We start from the raw sequence: 15,958 nt of genomic DNA on the forward strand, positions 1-15,958 counted from the left end.
ATTCCGGTCCTCGGCACCATTTAATTTAGTAAATTTTATATGCGCCCTTAGCTCAGCTGGATAGAGTGTTTGACTACGAATCAAAAGGTCGGGAGTTCGAATCTCTCAGGGCGCACTTTTACGGGAAGTAGCTCAGCTTGGTAGAGCACTTGGTTTGGGACCAAGGGGTCGCAGGTTCGAATCCTGTCTTCCCGACCATGCTTCCAATATTATATGGGGTCTTAGCTCAGCTGGGAGAGCGCCTGCTTTGCACGCAGGAGGTCAGGGGTTCGATCCCCCTAGACTCCACCAAGAATTTTACAAATACCAATATGGCGGTGTAGCTCAGCTGGCTAGAGCGTACGGTTCATACCCGTAAGGTCGGGGGTTCGATCCCCTCCGCCGCTACCAAATATTACTTAATTTACTTGGACCTTTAGCTCAGCTGGTTAGAGCAGACGGCTCATAACCGTCCGGTCGTAGGTTCGAGTCCTACAAGGTCCACCATTAGCTTCATAATATTTCGGAGGAATACCCAAGTTTGGCTGAAGGGATCGGTCTTGAAAACCGACAGGCGGGTCATACCGCGCGGGGGTTCGAATCCCTCTTCCTCCTCCATAGTTTTTAATAATTTAATTTTTAATAACTTAATTTTTATTATCGCGAGGTGGAGCACGTTCGAATATGCTACTTCGAATAATCTACAGCGCAACGATTGAGCCGCTGCTTGAATAAGCTTTCTGAAATCGGGGCGGTCAGTAACAAAACATGGAGCATGCTCTAAAATTAATAATTTTTATTATCGCGGGGTGGAGCAGTCTGGTAGCTCGTCGGGCTCATAACCCGAAGGTCGCAGGTTCAAATCCTGTCCCCGCAATTGGTCTGGTAGTTCAGTTGGTTAGAATGCCTGCCTGTCACGCAGGAGGTCGCGGGTTCGAGTCCCGTCCAGACCGTGTTTGGCTCAGTAGCTCAGTCGGTAGAGCAAAGGACTGAAAATCCTTGTGTCGGCGGTTCGATTCCGTCCTGAGCCACCTTTAGTTTTTTGCCGGTGTAGCTCAACTGGTAGAGCAACTGAATCGTAATCAGTAGGTTGGGGGTTCAAGTCCTCTCGCCGGCACCATAAGCTGGCAATGTGAATAATATATGTGGAGGGGTAGCGAAGTGGCTAAACGCGGCGGACTGTAAATCCGCTCCCTCCGGGTTCGGCGGTTCGAATCCGTCCCCCTCCACCATTTATAGGGGTATAGTTTAAAGGTAGAACGAAGGTCTCCAAAACCTTTGGTGTGGGTTCAATTCCTACTACCCCTGCCAATTTTATAATGGCGATTGTGGCGAAGTGGTTAACGCACCTGATTGTGGTTCAGGCATTCGTGGGTTCGATTCCCATCAGTCGCCCCATATTATCAAATTTCCTATTTTAAACGTTGGGCTATAGCCAAGCGGTAAGGCATCGCACTTTGACTGCGACATGCGTTGGTTCAAATCCAGCTAGCCCAGCCAATGTGCGGAAGTAGTTCAGTGGTAGAACACCACCTTGCCAAGGTGGGGGTCGCGGGTTCGAATCCCGTCTTCCGCTCCAATATTTATGGCGGCATAGCCAAGTGGTAAGGCAGAGGTCTGCAAAACCTTTACCACCGGTTCGAATCCGGTTGCCGCCTCCATAATTCATTTGCTAAGTAACTAGAAATTCGCCGGGGTGGCGGAACTGGCAGACGCACAGGACTTAAAATCCTGCGGTAGGTGACTACCGTACCGGTTCGATTCCGGTCCTCGGCATTATATTCTCTAAATACTTTAATACGCGCCGGTGTGGCGGAATTGGCAGACGCGCACGACTCAAAATCGTGTTCCGTGAGGAGTATCGGTTCGACCCCGATCACCGGTATTAAAAAATTAGTTAATTGACGATCTACATTAATTGTAGATCGTTTTTTTTGTATATAAAAACTGTATTCGATTCCCATTGAGCGAGAGAAATTAATACATCATTAATCAGAAGGAGCGTCTAATGCCCGGAGAGTGGAAAAAATCCGCTCAACGGTAATCAGAAGGAGCGTCTGATGCCCGGAGAGCGGAAAAAATCCGCTCAACGGTAATCAGAAGGAGCGTCTGATGCCCGGAGAGCGGAAAAAATTAGCTCAACGGTAATCAGACCCCTCATTTCCCGTCTAGGTCTATTTTTGCTCCGCACGGTAAAAGAAATCCCCCCTCACTTCCCGTCTAGGTCTATTCATGCTCCGCACGGTAAAAGAGAGCCCCCCTCATTTCCCGTCCAGGCCAAAATTAGCTCACCACGGTAAAAGAGAGCTCCCCTCATTTCCCGCCCAGGCATAAATTTGCTCCATACGGTAAATGAGAAGCAGCCCCTGATGCCCGATGAACTAAAAATTTAGCTCAATGGGTTCTGGAGATGGCTTAGATACTTTGAGAAGATAAGTAGGAGTACAATCCCTTCAAATGTATTAAGTTAACCTAACCTTAAGTGATTTATTTCGACAAATTCTGCAATATTCCCTTGACTTTACTAAAATTAATGTGTAATATTATAAAAGTCAGTTGCCTATTATAAAGAATCATCTTAAAAATGCGGGTGTAGTTTAGTGGTAAAACCTCAGCCTTCCAAGCTGATGATGAGAGTTCGATTCTCTTCACCCGCTCCATACATAATAACTAACGCAGTTTATCGTTACATAAGAGAACGATGAATTGCGTTTTTTCCTATATAAAAAAAAGATGCCCTATGGACACCTTACGATTTCAAAGGAAGCTTCTCCTCCATGGATTTGGGTGAACATGTTCATTAATGACTCTGTTAATCTCTTCGAGTTTTCATCATCGGTTAAGGGTCTCAAATAAATAATTTGCAGGGCATTCTTGGTAGCTAAAGTTACAGGTGCTCGATCAGAATCAACGAAGGGACTTCCGAAAGGACCCTGAATATCTGAAGATACTATCAGATGATGCAAAGAATTTATCCGCCCATTCAATCCAGTATATTCATCTCCCTCTATTCCTAAACGAATACAAACAGGCCCATTCAAGCTATCCAAATCGTAAATTCCTATAGGTACTTGATATTGTAAAGAGAAAAAATTATTAATATCAATGGCACTTTGAACGGATGAAAGGTAATTTTGTTTTTGAACTCTTCTGTATAACGCTTCAACGGAAGGACGATAGCGATTCGGGTCTTTCCCAAACGTTTTGAAGATTGTACGCCATTCCTGAATCCCCGGGAGGTCACTCACATTTTTATTTTCTAAATCAAAATAAATAGATTCTTGGAAAAGCTGGAGTCTTCCTCGAATCATTTGTGGAGAATCACCAACAATAATATTTTTATATTCAATGATTCCCACTTTAAAGTTAGGTATCCGTTCGGTTATTTCCCTTGAGAGTATAATTTCCAACGATTCCACCTCCAAAATTCAATGAAAATAGTTTATCATAAATAGATGCGCAACAAAAATAAACCTATTTAATATTAATTATAGATGACTTCTAGAGAAGGAGGTTACTAAATGAATGTCCAAAAATTAAAGGAAGAGCTCATCGCTTTTAGTAAAGAGATTGGAATCGATAAAATCGGGTTCACGACGACTGACACGTTTACTGAATTAAAAAATCGATTAATAAGGCAGCAGGAACTAAACTACCAGTCAGGATTCGAAGAACCAGATTTAGAGAAAAGAGTGACCCCCTCCTTATTACTAGAGAAACCTCAATCAATCATATCTATTGCTATTGCTTATCCTTCCAAAATGAAAATTCGTGTGGAAAGCAAAAAAGGGGAGAGGAGGGGGATTTTCAGCCGGGCATCCTGGGGGCTCGACTATCATCATGTGCTAAAGGATAGGCTGAAAAAACTAGAGGAATTTATCACAACCAAGATACCTGAGGCAAGGTTAAAATCGATGGTTGATACTGGAGAACTCTCAGATCGCGCTGTAGCGGAGCGGGCAGGAATCGGTTGGAGCGGGAAAAATTGTTCGATTATTACCCCCGAATTTGGTTCTTATGTTTATTTGGGAGAAATGATTACAAATATTCCTTTTAAACCGGATACACCGATGGAAGATCAGTGTGGGTCATGCACTAAGTGTTTGGATGCATGTCCAACAGGTGCCCTTGTTCAAGGGGGACAGATTAATGCACAGCACTGTATTTCTTTTTTAACCCAAACAAAAACATTCATTCCAGATGAGTTTAGGGAGAAGCTTGGAAACCGAGTCTATGGCTGTGACTCTTGCCAAACGGCATGTCCAGTTAACAAGGGCAAGAACTTTCATTTACATGAAGAATTAGAGCCTAATCCTGAAGTGGCTAAACCTTTATTAAAGCCAATCCTTAAATTAAGTAATCGGGAGTTTAAAACTAATTTTGGACAAGTAGCTGGTTCGTGGCGAGGGAAAAAGCCGATTCAAAGAAATGCAATTATTGCACTCGCACACTTTAAGGATGAAACTTCGATTCCTGATTTGATAGATATTTTAGAGAATGAGGCAGGCCCTGTTTCAAGAGGTACAGCTGCATGGGCTCTTGGGAAAATTGGTGGTGAAGCAGCCTTCTCCGCCCTAAAAAAAGCACAAGAACGTGAAACTGATCCTGAAGTACAAACTGAAATAGAAAAAGGCTTACGTTTATTTAGATAGTAACCAGAGCGAACTCAGCTAGTTCGCTTATTTTTTTTTGATATAAACCTTTCTTTTCTCATATGAATGAAAGAAAGGGGTGAGAATATGCTTCATTTGATTCAAGATTTATTTGAAAAGAGAGTTAATCAATTTGTGTCTGATAAAAGATCTCATAAAGTTTTTTTTCCAAAAGCTGAAAAGAAACAAAGTGCATTAGCTAAAAGGTCTGCAGAAATTGTGAAAGTGAAAACTACAGGCAGAATTATAGAGACAGTGAAAGAGGATGAATTTCAGACTGTGAGATATCAGGCACATTACCAATACTTAATCAAGCAAAAAGAGTTGCTTTACATGGAAGAGGAAGTAGAAGAAAGATTAGCTAAGTTTTATAAAGAGGCTTTAGTGATGGATGAGGAAATCAATTCATTTGAGCAAAAAGAAGCTAGTCAGCCCCCAGACTTAGATAATCATGATCAAGAGGAAAGATTAAGTTTTCAATACGATCGTTTAAAGGCTGTACAGTATGCGGAACGCTGGTGGAATAGCTATAATCCCGCTTATAAAAAGTTTGAAAATGATTGCACTAACTTTATCTCCCAATGCCTACATGTTGGTGGAGCACCAATGAGGGGTTATCCCAATAAGGGAGCAGGCTGGTGGCTGCAAAATAATAATTGGAGCTATAGCTGGGCAGTCGCAAACTCACTTAGGATCTACTTAGCCAATTCAAAAAGCGGATTGCAGGCTAATGAGGTGAGCAGCCCAGACCAATTATTATTGGGTGATGTTATTTGCTACGATTTTGAAGGAGATGGACGGTTTAATCATAATACGATTGTTACTGGAAAGGATGCGTATGGAATGCCATTAGTTAATGCTCATACGTATAATAGCCGTATGAGGTATTGGGCATATGAAGATTCATCTGCATACACACCTAAAATTAAATATAAATTTTATCACTTACTCGGTTAAAAGTGCTTCATTATTGAAAGGATAACTCATAGTGGTATAATGGCATGTAGAGTTTTTTATTGAGGTGAGAAACGTGTCAATAAATGTAGTATTATATCAGCCACAGATTCCTTCTAATACCGGAAATATCGCAAGGACTTGTGCAGGAACAGATACAAATTTACATTTAATCCGTCCATTGGGTTTTTCGACGGATGACAAAATGTTAAAAAGAGCAGGCTTGGATTATTGGGAATATGTTAATATTGTCTATTACGATTCTCTTGAAGACTTTTATGAGAAGAATGCAGGCAGTGAATTCTTTTATATTACAAAATTCGGAGAAAAGACGTATAGTAGTTTTAATTATAGTGATCCAAGTAAAGATTATTACTTTATTTTCGGACGGGAAACGACGGGGCTTCCGAAAGATGTAATTGAAGCTAATAAAGATACTAGCTTGAGGATTCCGATGACTGAAAATATTCGTTCCTTGAATCTTTCAAATACAGCTGCCATTCTAATTTACGAAGCGCTTCGTCAACAAAATTATGCTCATCTAAAATAATTAAAGGAGGTCCAATCGGGCCTCCTTTTGATTAAATGAAAGGAAGGTTTTTATGAATAAAGTGATTGAAACGATTCAAAACCATCGCTCACTCCGGCATTTTGAGGACAAACCATTAACAGATGAACAAATCAAAACAATTGTTACTTGTGCTCAATCTGCGTCCACATCGAGTTTTATTCAAGCCTACTCTATTATTGGTGTTAAGGACAAAGAGAAGAAGAAAAAATTAGCTGAGATTGCTGGGAACCAAGAATATGTTGAAAAAAATGGCCACTTTTTTGTTTTTTGTGCGGATCTTTACCGCCATACGATAATAGGAGAGAAGGAACAAATAAATGTTACTCCTTCCATTGAAAGTACGGAAAAGTTTATGGTAGCTCTTATTGATGCTTCATTAGCTGCTCAGAATGCAGCAATTGCAGCTGAATCGATGGGGTTAGGAATTTGCTACATAGGTGGAATTCGCAACAATCTTGATGATGTGAAAAAGATTTTAAAAACACCTGACCGTGTTATTCCTTTATTTGGTCTTGCTGTTGGGGTGCCAACCAAAAAAACTGAAACAAAACCAAGGTTGCCGTACGAACATGTGTATCATGAGGATCAATATGAACAAAATAAAGAGATTTATGTCAGCCAGCTTCAAGAATATGATCAATTAATTTCTAGCTACTATGAAGAGCGGACAGGCGGAAAAAGAAAAGACCGCTGGACAGAACAAATGGCTCTCATGCTTGATCGGAAAAGTAGAATGTATATGAGGGAATTTGTACAAAAAAATAAACTTGATCTTCACTAAAAAAGCTGCCAATTTGGCAGCTTTTATTTTGTTGAACCTGGTTTGTCATTATAACCTGCTGTGAAGATTGCCGATAAAAATGCAACCATTACTAAACAAACGATGAACGTATTCATATTTATGTAATCCTCCTTCGTCATACATTTTTCATTTTTATCACACATATAGTTTTATTATAGCCTATCTTATAAAAATGAAAAGAGGAAGATGTTTATTACTGAAACAAAAAAGATAGATGCTATCTCACATTGGTTACGCATGTTCAAAAGCTCAGGAGCATAGAGTATATTAAACGTCTCTTGATTAACCTACAAGGGGAGGGCCTTATGGATATTCTAAAAAAAATCGAGATGTATCGCGAAGAAGAAGAAAAGTTACGTTGGGAAGGGTCATTCGCAGACTATTTACAGTTGCTGAAGGAGAAGCCATGGGTTGCACAGTCGGCACATTCACGAGTTTATAATATGCTTAAGGATGCGGGAATTACCGAAGAAAAAGGGACTAGAAAGTACGAATTCTTTAGTAATCAGTTATTTGGGTTAGAGGAATCGCTTGAGAGGCTTGTAGAAGAATACTTCCATCCGGCTGCAAAAAGACTGGATGTCAGGAAGCGTATTTTATTGTTAATGGGCCCAGTAAGTGGCGGTAAGTCCACCCTTGTTACTATGCTAAAAAGAGGACTCGAAGCCTACTCACTCACTGATCGAGGCTCAGTGTTTGCCATTAAGGGATGCCCGATGCACGAGGATCCACTTCACTTAATTCCACATCATTTGCGAAAGGATTTCCATGATGAGTATGGTATCCGAATTGAAGGCAACCTTTCACCACTTAATTTGATGCGCCTAGAACAGGAATATGGTGGACGTATCGAGGATGTTTTAGTTGAAAGAATCTTCTTCTCCGAAGATAAACGAACAGGGATCGGAACATTTAGCCCATCTGATCCGAAATCACAGGATATTGCCGATTTAACAGGAAGTATCGATTTTTCAACGATTGCGGAATATGGCTCTGAATCCGATCCACGTGCTTATCGATTCGATGGTGAACTGAATAAAGCTAATCGTGGAATGATGGAGTTCCAAGAGATGCTAAAATGTGATGAGAAATTCCTCTGGCATTTGCTTTCTTTAACCCAGGAAGGGAATTTTAAAGCAGGGCGATTTGCGCTGATCTCAGCGGATGAGCTTATTGTTGCCCATACGAATGAAACGGAATATCGTTCCTTTATCTCCAATAAGAAAAATGAAGCACTTCATTCAAGGATTATTGTGATGCCAATACCGTATAACTTAAAGGTGTCACAAGAGGAAAGAATTTATGAAAAGATGATCAATGAAAGCGATGTTTCCGATGTACACATCGCACCGCATACATTAAAGGTCGCAGCGATGTTTACGATTCTAACTCGTTTAAAGGAACCGAAAAAAGGCGATATTGATCTACTTAAGAAAATGCGACTTTATGATGGTGAAAATGTGGAGGGCTTTAATACGGCGGATGTCGATGAACTCAAGAAGGAATATCCAGATGAAGGTATGAGTGGTATTGACCCGCGTTATGTGATTAACCGGATTTCATCAACCATCATTCGTAAAGAAATACCATCGATTAATGCTCTGGATGTATTGAGGTCATTAAAAGATGGGCTTGATCAACACCCGTCCATCACCACAGAGTTACGTGAACGTTATATGAATTATATCTCATTAGCAAGAAAAGAGTATGATAATATTGCCAAGAATGAGGTCCAAAAGGCATTTGTGTATTCGTACGAAGAATCTGCCAAAACATTAATGGATAATTATCTTGATAATGTTGAGGCATATTGCAATAAGAATAAGCTCCGCGATCAATTAACTGGTGAAGAAATCAATCCAGATGAGAAGTTGATGAGATCGATTGAAGAACAAATTGGTATCTCTGAAAATGCGAAAAAAGCCTTTAGAGAGGAAGTCCTGATTAGGATTTCAGCGTTTGCTAGAAAAGGAAAAAGATTTGACTACAACTCTCATGATCGTCTTCGTGAAGCCATTCAAAAGAAATTGTTTGCTGATCTAAAGGACGTAGTGAAAATTACCACCTCTTCCAAAACACCTGATGAACAGCAACTGAAAAAAATCAATAATGTGGTTGCTAGGTTAGTGGATGAACACGGCTATAATACCACTTCTGCTAATGAACTATTACGTTATGTTGGAAGCCTTTTAAATAGATAAGTTGGGGTTAAAATAGCTAGGACTGGCAGAAGGATATCTGTCAGTCTATTTTTTTCCTTATTCAGTTTCGAAAGTAAATTTCTTCTGCTCTCTTAATCTGATCCATACCATAGGCGAAGGCACAATTGTCAAAATAATTTGTAAATTATTCTCTGATTCTGCATAGGATAAAGTAATCCATATTTATCTTAATTTTTACACTCGCGTTATCATATGTGTTGGATGAGAATTTGTGCATTTTTGAAGCTAATAAATTAATAAGGAGGGGTTTACATTGTCAACTAATAACCATCAATTTATCATTTCAAGAGAAGATTGGTCCCTCCACCGTAAAGGCCACGATGACCAGCAGCGGCATCAAGAAAAAGTCCAGGAGGCTATTCGTAACAATCTACCAGACCTAATTACAGAAGAAAGTATAATCATGTCTAATGGTCGAGATGTAGTAAAAATTCCAATTCGTTCATTGGACGAATATAAAATTCGCTATAATTATGACAAAAACAAACACGTGGGCCAAGGTGATGGTGACAGTCAAGTCGGTGATGTTGTAGCACGTGATGGCTCTAGCGGACAAAAGGGACCAGGAAAGGGTCAAGGAGCTGGGGACCAAGCAGGGGAAGATTATTTTGAGGCAGAAGTGTCCTTAATGGAACTTGAGGAAGCATTATTTAAACAATTAGAACTGCCTAATTTAAAGAGAAAAGAAGAACAAGAACATCTGGTTGAAAACATTGAATTTAATGATATTCGGAAAACCGGGTTAATGGGGAATATTGATAAGAAACGCACGATGATGTCAGCTTTTAAAAGGAATGCGATGACAGGGAAGCCGGCATTCCACCCAATTTACAAAGATGATTTAAAATTTAAGACCTGGAATGAAGTCATCAAACCAGATTCTAAAGCAGTTGTAATTGCGATGATGGATACAAGTGGTTCGATGGGTATCTGGGAAAAGTATATGGCACGCAGCTTTTTCTTCTGGATGACTCGCTTTTTAAGAACTAAATATGAAACAGTGGAGATTGAATTTATTGCCCATCATACGGAAGCTAAAGTGGTTACAGAGGAAGATTTCTTCTCGAAGGGGGAAAGTGGCGGAACGATTTGTTCTTCTGCTTACCGGAAAGCACTTGAAATTATTGATGCGAAATATAATCCACGAAAGTTCAACATCTATCCTTTCCACTTTTCAGACGGTGACAATCTGACTTCGGATAATGCCCGCTGTGTGAAGCTTGTTGAAGAATTAATGAAGGTGTCAAACATGTTCGGTTATGGAGAGGTAAATCAGTACAATCGCCATTCTACCTTAATGTCTGCCTATAAGAACATTAAAGACGACCAATTCCGCTACTATATTCTGAAGCAAAAAGCAGATGTCTTCCATGCGATGAAGAGCTTTTTCCAAGCAGAAGAAACGAAATTATTCGCTTAACAAAAACGACTGGTGTCAAGCACCAGTCGTTTCGTTGATATGATAGGAAAATATTCACTTGGTATTGCGTAGTTTTAAAATTTCATCTGCAACGAATTGTACATTCGTTCCTACAATTACTTGAATACTTTGCTTTCCAACGATATTTATTCCTGGGACACCAGTCGCTTTAATTTTTTGTTGATCGACGGCATTCATATTTTTTACTTCCATTCTTAAACGCGTAACACAATTGTCAACAGAAGTTACGTTGGCGTCTCCACCTAATCCTTCATAAATCTGTGCAGCCATAACTGCAAATTTACTTTCACCTGTTCCAACATTGATCTCAGGAGATTCTTCATCATCGTCTTCACGTCCAGGAGTCATCAAGTTGAACTTTGTAATGATGAATCTAAATAAGAAATAATAGATTACAGCAAATACTAGGCCTTGAACTATTAACATATAAGGGTGGTTTGCTAACGGTAATCTAGAACTTAAAATAAAGTCAACAAGACCTGCACTAAATCCAAATCCAGCCGTCCAATGGAAAGCTGCTGCGATGGCTAAGGAAATACCTGTTAATACCGCATGCACCACATAAAGCATTGGAGCTACAAACATAAAGGCAAATTCAATTGGCTCTGTTACTCCTGTAAAGAATGCTGCAAAACCGGCAGCTAACATTAAGGATGCAACTGTCTTTTTCTTTTTGTCTTTTGCAGTATGGTACATTGCAAGTGCTGCTGCAGGTAAACCAAACATCATGACAGGGAAGAATCCTGCTTGATACATACCAGTAACACCCTTTGTCCCTTTTCCAGCCCAGAAATTACCGATATCGTTAATTCCAGCTACGTCAAACCAGAAAACTGAGTTTAAGGCATGGTGCAGACCTGTTGGAATCAATAAACGGTTAAAGAATCCATATAAACCTGCTCCAAAGGCGCCTAAATGAGAAATGCCTTTACCGAATGAGACTAGCCCTGTAAAAATAACTGGCCATAAGAAGAATAATACCGCAGAAACCACAAGCATTGATACCGCTGTCATGATTGGCACAAGCCGTTTACCAGAGAAAAATGCCAAAGCATCAGGTAATTTAACGTGGCTAAAGCGATTGTACATCATCGAAGCAACAATACCGGAAAGAATGCCAACAAATGCATTTCCAATCTTTCCAAAGGCAGGATCAACGTCTTCGGGTTTAATTCCTTGCAGCAATGAAACTGACCCTGTTGAAAGTAAGGTTGTCACAACAAGGTATGCGACTAAACCGCTTAATGCGGATGAACCATCCTTTTCTTTCGCCATCCCAAGTGCTACCCCGACGGCAAATAAGATTGGGATATTATCAATTATTGATGCACCGGCTTTTATGAGGAAAGCAGCCAGTGGACTATCCGCTCCCCATCCTGTAGGGTCGATCCAATAACCAATCCCCATCAAAATGGCTGCAGCGGGTAAAACAGCTACAGGTAACATTAATGAACGACCAATTCTTTGTAAATATTTCTTCATTTTAAACCTCCTAAAAGTCGTTTTAAAAAAACAAATAAGGTAATTATTTCATTAAATCTGGTGTAAGCGCTTTTCCATTTCTAACTATATCATTAAGTATTTACAGATGTCTATACCAATTTTAATCATTTTATAAAATTGATAAGACTGTATTCCATTAAAATTTGAAATCATTTGGAGCTCCAGATAATAGATTTATCTAAATTGGTATAGACAACTAGAAAATGGTGATGATATTATAAAGATGTTGAAATACCTGAAGGGAAGTTATATTTATGACTCAAATCAATCCTATTTTACTTAAAGGAATCCAAGTCTATGCTGAAGGAATAATTATTGAAGACGGGTTTATTAAAATAAATGATGGAAAAATAGTGGAGATTGGTTCGATAAATGCTCTTAATGATGAGACTGAATTTGAGGTAATTGAACTTCCTAAACATTTTAAAGCAATTCCTGGCTTAATTGATGTTCATATTCATGGTGTCAATGGTGCTGATACCATGGACGCAACAAAGGAAGCACTAGACACTATGGTTTTGGCTCTGCCGAGAGAAGGGACGACAAGCTTTTTAGCCACAACTATGACTCAAGAAGGAAAACAAATAGAGAATGCTTTAATCAATGCTGGTCAATACATTCAGAATCAGAATAAAAATGGACAAGCCGAAATATTGGGGATTCATCTCGAAGGTCCGTTTGTAAATGCTAAAAGAGCAGGGGCACAGCCAGTTCAATATATTGTTGATCCAAACCTAACCCTATTTAAAGAGTGGCAAAAACTCACGAATGGAAATATTAAACTGGTCACACTTGCACCCGAACAGCCGGGCGGGTTAGACATGATTCGTTACTTAAAGGAGAATGGGGTTATTGCATCTATTGGTCATACAGATGCGACCTACGATCAGGTTAACCATGCAATAGATGTTGGTGCAAATCATGCCACCCACTTGTTTAATCAAATGAGGGGGCTTCATCACCGCGAACCGGGTGTTGTAGGCGCTGTATTTTTACGGGAAGAATTAAAGGCTGAAATAATTGTTGATGGGGTTCATGTTCGTCCGGAAATGGTAAAACTTGCTTTCAAACAAAAGCAAAGGGAAGGGCTAATTTTAATAACCGACTCGATGCGGGCAAAATGTTTGAAAAATGGTAAATATGATCTAGGCGGACAAGAGGTAATTGTTAAAGATGGTAAAGCAGTCCTTGATGACGGAACTCTTGCCGGAAGTATTTTGAAATTGGGGCATGCTCTAAAAAATATCATAACATTCACTGGTTGTTCACTTGAAGATGCTATAGAAATGGCTTCAGCAAACCCTGCAAAGCAACTTAATATTTACCATCGAAAGGGCAGTATTTCTGTTGGAAAAGATGCAGATATTGTTATTTTAGATTCGGAATTGGAGGTCTATCAGACAATCTGCCGTGGGGTTCAGACATTTAACAGGGAGGAAAACTCAAAATGAAGATTATCGAAGTAAATGACTATCAACAAATGAGTACGACAGCAGCAGAATATATAATTGAAAAGGTAGTTCAAAATCCAAGTATTAAACTGGGGTTGGCAACAGGTAGTACCCCAATTGGCACATATCAGAGGTTAATTGAGGATCACCGAAAAAACGGAACTTCTTATCAGAAAGTAACTACTTTTAATTTGGATGAGTATATTGGGCTTGCTGGTGATAATCAGAACAGTTATCGCTATTTTATGGATCATCAACTTTTTAATTATATTGATATTAACAATGCGAAAACAAATATTCCGAGCGGCATGGCTGCAGATTTACAAGAAGAATGCAATCATTATGAGGATCTACTAACAAAGCATAGCGGAATTGATTTACAAATCCTCGGTATTGGAAGTAACGGACATATTGGATTTAATGAACCTGGAACTTCCTTTGCTTCAAAGACGCATATTGTAGAGTTGGCTTCCTCGACTATTCAAGCAAATGCAAGATTTTTTAACAGAATTGAAGATGTTCCCACTCAAGCTATTACGATGGGGATTTCGACCATTTTGAAAAGCAAAGAAATTCTGCTTCTTGTGTCAGGTGAAGAGAAAGGAGAAGCGCTATTTAGATTGGTAAATGGGGAGATTCATGAAAGTTTTCCTGCCTCAGTGCTGAAAAATCATCCTTGTGTTACAATTATTGCAGATAAGGCGGCAATAGCAAAACAAAGGGTTTATTGCTAAAAAACATAACCTTAGTTCCTATATAGAGGAAAGGATGCAGTAGGAGGAAAATGATTAAAAAGAATTCTCCCATTCCGATTTATTATCAAATTGAGGAAAATATTAAAGAGTTAATTGAAAACGGTGAGTTACGTCCAGGTGATTCTCTTCCTCCAGAAAGAGAATATGCAGAAAGATATCAAATAAGCCGTATGACAGTAAGACAGGCATTTACACAACTAGTAAATGAAGGATTCCTTTATCGATTGCAAGGGAAGGGTACTTTTGTTGCAGAAAGAAAGATCGAACAGCCCCTTCAAGGATTAACAAGTTTTACTGAAGATATGAAGGCAAGAGGATTCGAACCTGGAAGCCAATTAATCCACTTCGAACTTATTCCTGCGACAAGACAAATAGCAGGACAATTGCTGATTTCCGAATATGGACCCGTATATGAAATCAAACGGATTCGCATGGCAGATAATGTCCCAATGGCCCTTGAAACGAATTATATATCAGCAAATTTGATTAAAGGACTTACAGAAGAAATTGTAAATAAATCCCTGTACGCATATATTGAAGAACAATTAGGCTTAAAAATTGATAGTGCTTCCCAAATCATTGAATCATCAGTTGCAAGTCAAAGTGAAGCCAGTCATTTAAGAATAAACAACGGTGCACCAGTTATGTTAATCCAAAGAAACACATTTCTACAAGACAATACCCCTGTTGAATTTGTTAAATCAGTCTATCGAGCCGATCGATATAAATTTATGATACAAATGAAACGTTGAAATCAAGTAATGGAGGTTATTTAGTATGTTCAGTCAATATTTTCATAAGCTTCAGAATTTATTAAGCTTAGTCGAAAAGGATGAAACTGAGCGCCTCAAAAAAGCGGCAGAGAAAGTTGCCGAGTGTATCCAAAACAATGGAGTTGTACATGTTTTTGGGTGCGGACATTCACATATTCTTGGGGAAGAACTTTTTTATCGAGCAGGTGGATTGGTCCCGATTAACCCTATCCTAATTGAAGATTTAATGCTTCATAAAGGGGCTGTTCGTTCATCTCAATTAGAAAAGAAAAATGACTTTGCCAATAAATTTATGTCTAATGTAGATATTGGTCCGCAAGATGTGGTCATTGTTGCCTCCACCTCTGGAAGGAACCCCGTCCCAATCGATGTTGCTGAGTTTGCTAAAAATAATGGTGCGTTTGTCATTAGTATTTCCTCATTCGTTTACACAAAAGCAGTGGCATCTAGACATAAAACTGGTAAATATCTGTATCAGACAGCTGACCTCTCTATTGATAATCATATAATGGTTGGGGATGCCTTAATGAAGCACGAGTCCCTCGGACTAACCTTTGGTTCTGGTTCAACCGTTATCGGAACAGCGATCGTTAATGGAATCATGGTTGAAGCGATAAATATAATGGTTGAAAATAACTTCGAACCGCCAATTTTTAAAAGTGGGAATGCAGATGGTGCAGAAGAACATAATCGTGTGCTAATTAACAAATACAAAGAGCGCATTCCGATGTTGGAAAAATAAAAGCCGACAATTATTATTGTTGGTTTTTTGTTGTAAATAAAATACGTTTATTTTCCACCAATACTTTCTTTGAAAATCAAGAAAAATAAAGGGGTAAGATGATTTTTCTAAAG

Annotated in this window: 12 protein-coding genes and 19 tRNA genes; 29 read left to right on the top strand and 2 right to left on the bottom strand. The window is 39.3% G+C overall.

Annotation, left to right across the window (positions count from 1 at the left end; translation table 11 throughout):
* Positions 1-41 precede the first annotated feature (41 nt).
* The 19 genes from V7121_RS23810 (at position 42) to V7121_RS23900 (ending at position 2,639) form a co-directional block, all read left to right on the top strand.
* Positions 42-115: transfer RNA gene (locus V7121_RS23810), tRNA-Arg, on the top strand.
* A 6-nt stretch (positions 116-121) separates the two neighbouring features.
* Positions 122-198: transfer RNA gene (locus V7121_RS23815), tRNA-Pro, on the top strand.
* 17 nt (positions 199-215) lie between these two features.
* Positions 216-291, top strand: a tRNA-Ala gene (locus V7121_RS23820).
* A 22-nt stretch (positions 292-313) separates the two neighbouring features.
* Positions 314-390 (top strand) — tRNA-Met (locus tag V7121_RS23825).
* A 19-nt stretch (positions 391-409) separates the two neighbouring features.
* Positions 410-486: transfer RNA gene (locus V7121_RS23830), tRNA-Ile, on the top strand.
* Positions 487-504: 18 nt separating this feature from the next.
* Positions 505-597 (top strand) — tRNA-Ser (locus V7121_RS23835).
* Between the two features lie 185 nt (positions 598-782).
* Positions 783-856, top strand: a tRNA-Met gene (locus V7121_RS23840).
* 2 nt (positions 857-858) lie between these two features.
* Positions 859-932, top strand: a tRNA-Asp gene (locus tag V7121_RS23845).
* Positions 933-937: 5 nt separating this feature from the next.
* Positions 938-1,010, top strand: a tRNA-Phe gene (locus V7121_RS23850).
* Positions 1,011-1,023: 13 nt separating this feature from the next.
* Positions 1,024-1,099: transfer RNA gene (locus V7121_RS23855), tRNA-Thr, on the top strand.
* A 27-nt stretch (positions 1,100-1,126) separates the two neighbouring features.
* A tRNA-Tyr gene (locus tag V7121_RS23860) sits at positions 1,127-1,211 on the top strand.
* A gap of 5 nt (positions 1,212-1,216) precedes the next feature.
* A tRNA-Trp gene (locus V7121_RS23865) sits at positions 1,217-1,290 on the top strand.
* A gap of 11 nt (positions 1,291-1,301) precedes the next feature.
* Positions 1,302-1,377, top strand: a tRNA-His gene (locus V7121_RS23870).
* A 27-nt stretch (positions 1,378-1,404) separates the two neighbouring features.
* A tRNA-Gln gene (locus V7121_RS23875) sits at positions 1,405-1,479 on the top strand.
* 4 nt (positions 1,480-1,483) lie between these two features.
* Positions 1,484-1,558 (top strand) — tRNA-Gly (locus V7121_RS23880).
* An 8-nt stretch (positions 1,559-1,566) separates the two neighbouring features.
* Positions 1,567-1,640, top strand: a tRNA-Cys gene (locus V7121_RS23885).
* Between the two features lie 29 nt (positions 1,641-1,669).
* Positions 1,670-1,755, top strand: a tRNA-Leu gene (locus V7121_RS23890).
* A gap of 27 nt (positions 1,756-1,782) precedes the next feature.
* Positions 1,783-1,864 (top strand) — tRNA-Leu (locus V7121_RS23895).
* Between the two features lie 701 nt (positions 1,865-2,565).
* Positions 2,566-2,639 (top strand) — tRNA-Gly (locus V7121_RS23900).
* Between the two features lie 78 nt (positions 2,640-2,717).
* Here the strand turns inward: V7121_RS23900 and V7121_RS23905 are convergent.
* A complete protein-coding gene (locus V7121_RS23905) occupies positions 2,718-3,389 on the bottom strand; it encodes a B3/B4 domain-containing protein (RefSeq protein WP_335493714.1) in 672 nt (223 codons plus the stop codon).
* Positions 3,390-3,500: 111 nt separating this feature from the next.
* On the opposite strand from V7121_RS23905, the gene queG reads away from it, so the two are divergent.
* The 6 genes from queG to yhbH all read left to right on the top strand — a co-directional run bounded on the left by queG (position 3,501) and on the right by yhbH (position 10,600).
* Positions 3,501-4,631, top strand: a complete 1,131-nt coding sequence (queG, locus tag V7121_RS23910; RefSeq protein ID WP_335548102.1) for a tRNA epoxyqueuosine(34) reductase QueG — start codon at positions 3,501-3,503, stop codon at positions 4,629-4,631.
* Between the two features lie 87 nt (positions 4,632-4,718).
* On the top strand, positions 4,719-5,588 hold the full coding sequence (locus V7121_RS23915) for an amidase domain-containing protein (RefSeq protein WP_335493711.1): 870 nt from the start codon (positions 4,719-4,721) through the stop codon (positions 5,586-5,588).
* A gap of 73 nt (positions 5,589-5,661) precedes the next feature.
* On the top strand, positions 5,662-6,135 hold the full coding sequence (gene trmL / locus V7121_RS23920; protein WP_335493710.1) for a tRNA (uridine(34)/cytosine(34)/5-carboxymethylaminomethyluridine(34)-2'-O)-methyltransferase TrmL: 474 nt from the start codon (positions 5,662-5,664) through the stop codon (positions 6,133-6,135).
* A 52-nt stretch (positions 6,136-6,187) separates the two neighbouring features.
* Positions 6,188-6,937 carry an oxygen-insensitive NADPH nitroreductase gene (gene nfsA / locus V7121_RS23925; RefSeq protein ID WP_335548104.1) on the top strand — a complete coding sequence of 250 codons (750 nt, stop codon included), beginning with the start codon at positions 6,188-6,190 and terminating at the stop codon, positions 6,935-6,937.
* Between the two features lie 326 nt (positions 6,938-7,263).
* A complete protein-coding gene (locus V7121_RS23930; RefSeq protein WP_335493708.1) occupies positions 7,264-9,159 on the top strand; it encodes a PrkA family serine protein kinase in 1,896 nt (631 codons plus the stop codon).
* Between the two features lie 274 nt (positions 9,160-9,433).
* Entirely contained in the window at positions 9,434-10,600 is a 1,167-nt protein-coding gene (yhbH, locus tag V7121_RS23935) for a sporulation protein YhbH (protein WP_335493706.1), read from the top strand.
* A gap of 54 nt (positions 10,601-10,654) precedes the next feature.
* Here yhbH and nagE read toward each other — a convergent pair whose 3' ends face one another.
* Positions 10,655-12,103, bottom strand: a complete 1,449-nt coding sequence (gene nagE, locus V7121_RS23940; protein WP_335493704.1) for an N-acetylglucosamine-specific PTS transporter subunit IIBC — start codon at positions 12,101-12,103, stop codon at positions 10,655-10,657.
* A 275-nt stretch (positions 12,104-12,378) separates the two neighbouring features.
* Here nagE and nagA point away from each other — a divergent pair, with 275 nt between their 5' ends.
* From nagA to V7121_RS23960, 4 genes are read left to right on the top strand one after another with little or no spacing between them, the layout of a single operon-like run.
* On the top strand, positions 12,379-13,575 hold the full coding sequence (gene nagA, locus V7121_RS23945; RefSeq protein WP_335548106.1) for an N-acetylglucosamine-6-phosphate deacetylase: 1,197 nt from the start codon (positions 12,379-12,381) through the stop codon (positions 13,573-13,575).
* Positions 13,572-14,309 (top strand): glucosamine-6-phosphate deaminase, encoded by a 738-nt coding sequence (gene nagB / locus V7121_RS23950; RefSeq protein WP_335493701.1) that lies wholly within the window; start codon positions 13,572-13,574, stop codon positions 14,307-14,309. Before nagA ends, nagB begins: the two co-directional genes overlap by 4 nt.
* Before the next feature lie 50 nt (positions 14,310-14,359).
* A complete protein-coding gene (locus V7121_RS23955; protein ID WP_335493699.1) occupies positions 14,360-15,082 on the top strand; it encodes a GntR family transcriptional regulator in 723 nt (240 codons plus the stop codon).
* A 25-nt stretch (positions 15,083-15,107) separates the two neighbouring features.
* The gene (locus tag V7121_RS23960) at positions 15,108-15,845 is read left to right on the top strand and encodes an SIS domain-containing protein (RefSeq protein ID WP_335548108.1); all 738 of its coding nucleotides are present in this window, start codon (positions 15,108-15,110) and stop codon (positions 15,843-15,845) included.
* The last annotated feature ends 113 nt before the right edge of the window (positions 15,846-15,958 follow it).

This window comes from Neobacillus drentensis, from assembly GCF_036962125.1.
Classification (GTDB): Bacteria; Bacillota; Bacilli; order Bacillales; family Cytobacillaceae; genus Neobacillus; species Neobacillus drentensis_B.

What these genes read in the sequence shown, in the direction of transcription:
- queG (WP_335548102.1), top strand. Translation starts at nt 3,501, where the DNA reads ATGAATGTCCAAAAATTAAAGGAAGAGCTCATCGCTTTTAGTAAAGAG.
- nagB (WP_335493701.1), top strand. Translation starts at nt 13,572, where the DNA reads ATGAAGATTATCGAAGTAAATGACTATCAACAAATGAGTACGACAGCA.
- nagA (WP_335548106.1), top strand. Translation starts at nt 12,379, where the DNA reads ATGACTCAAATCAATCCTATTTTACTTAAAGGAATCCAAGTCTATGCT.
- nfsA (WP_335548104.1), top strand. Translation starts at nt 6,188, where the DNA reads ATGAATAAAGTGATTGAAACGATTCAAAACCATCGCTCACTCCGGCAT.
- V7121_RS23960 (WP_335548108.1), top strand. Translation starts at nt 15,108, where the DNA reads ATGTTCAGTCAATATTTTCATAAGCTTCAGAATTTATTAAGCTTAGTC.
- V7121_RS23955 (WP_335493699.1), top strand. Translation starts at nt 14,360, where the DNA reads ATGATTAAAAAGAATTCTCCCATTCCGATTTATTATCAAATTGAGGAA.
- V7121_RS23930 (WP_335493708.1), top strand. Translation starts at nt 7,264, where the DNA reads ATGGATATTCTAAAAAAAATCGAGATGTATCGCGAAGAAGAAGAAAAG.
- nagE (WP_335493704.1), bottom strand. Translation starts at nt 12,103, where the DNA reads ATGAAGAAATATTTACAAAGAATTGGTCGTTCATTAATGTTACCTGTA.
- V7121_RS23915 (WP_335493711.1), top strand. Translation starts at nt 4,719, where the DNA reads ATGCTTCATTTGATTCAAGATTTATTTGAAAAGAGAGTTAATCAATTT.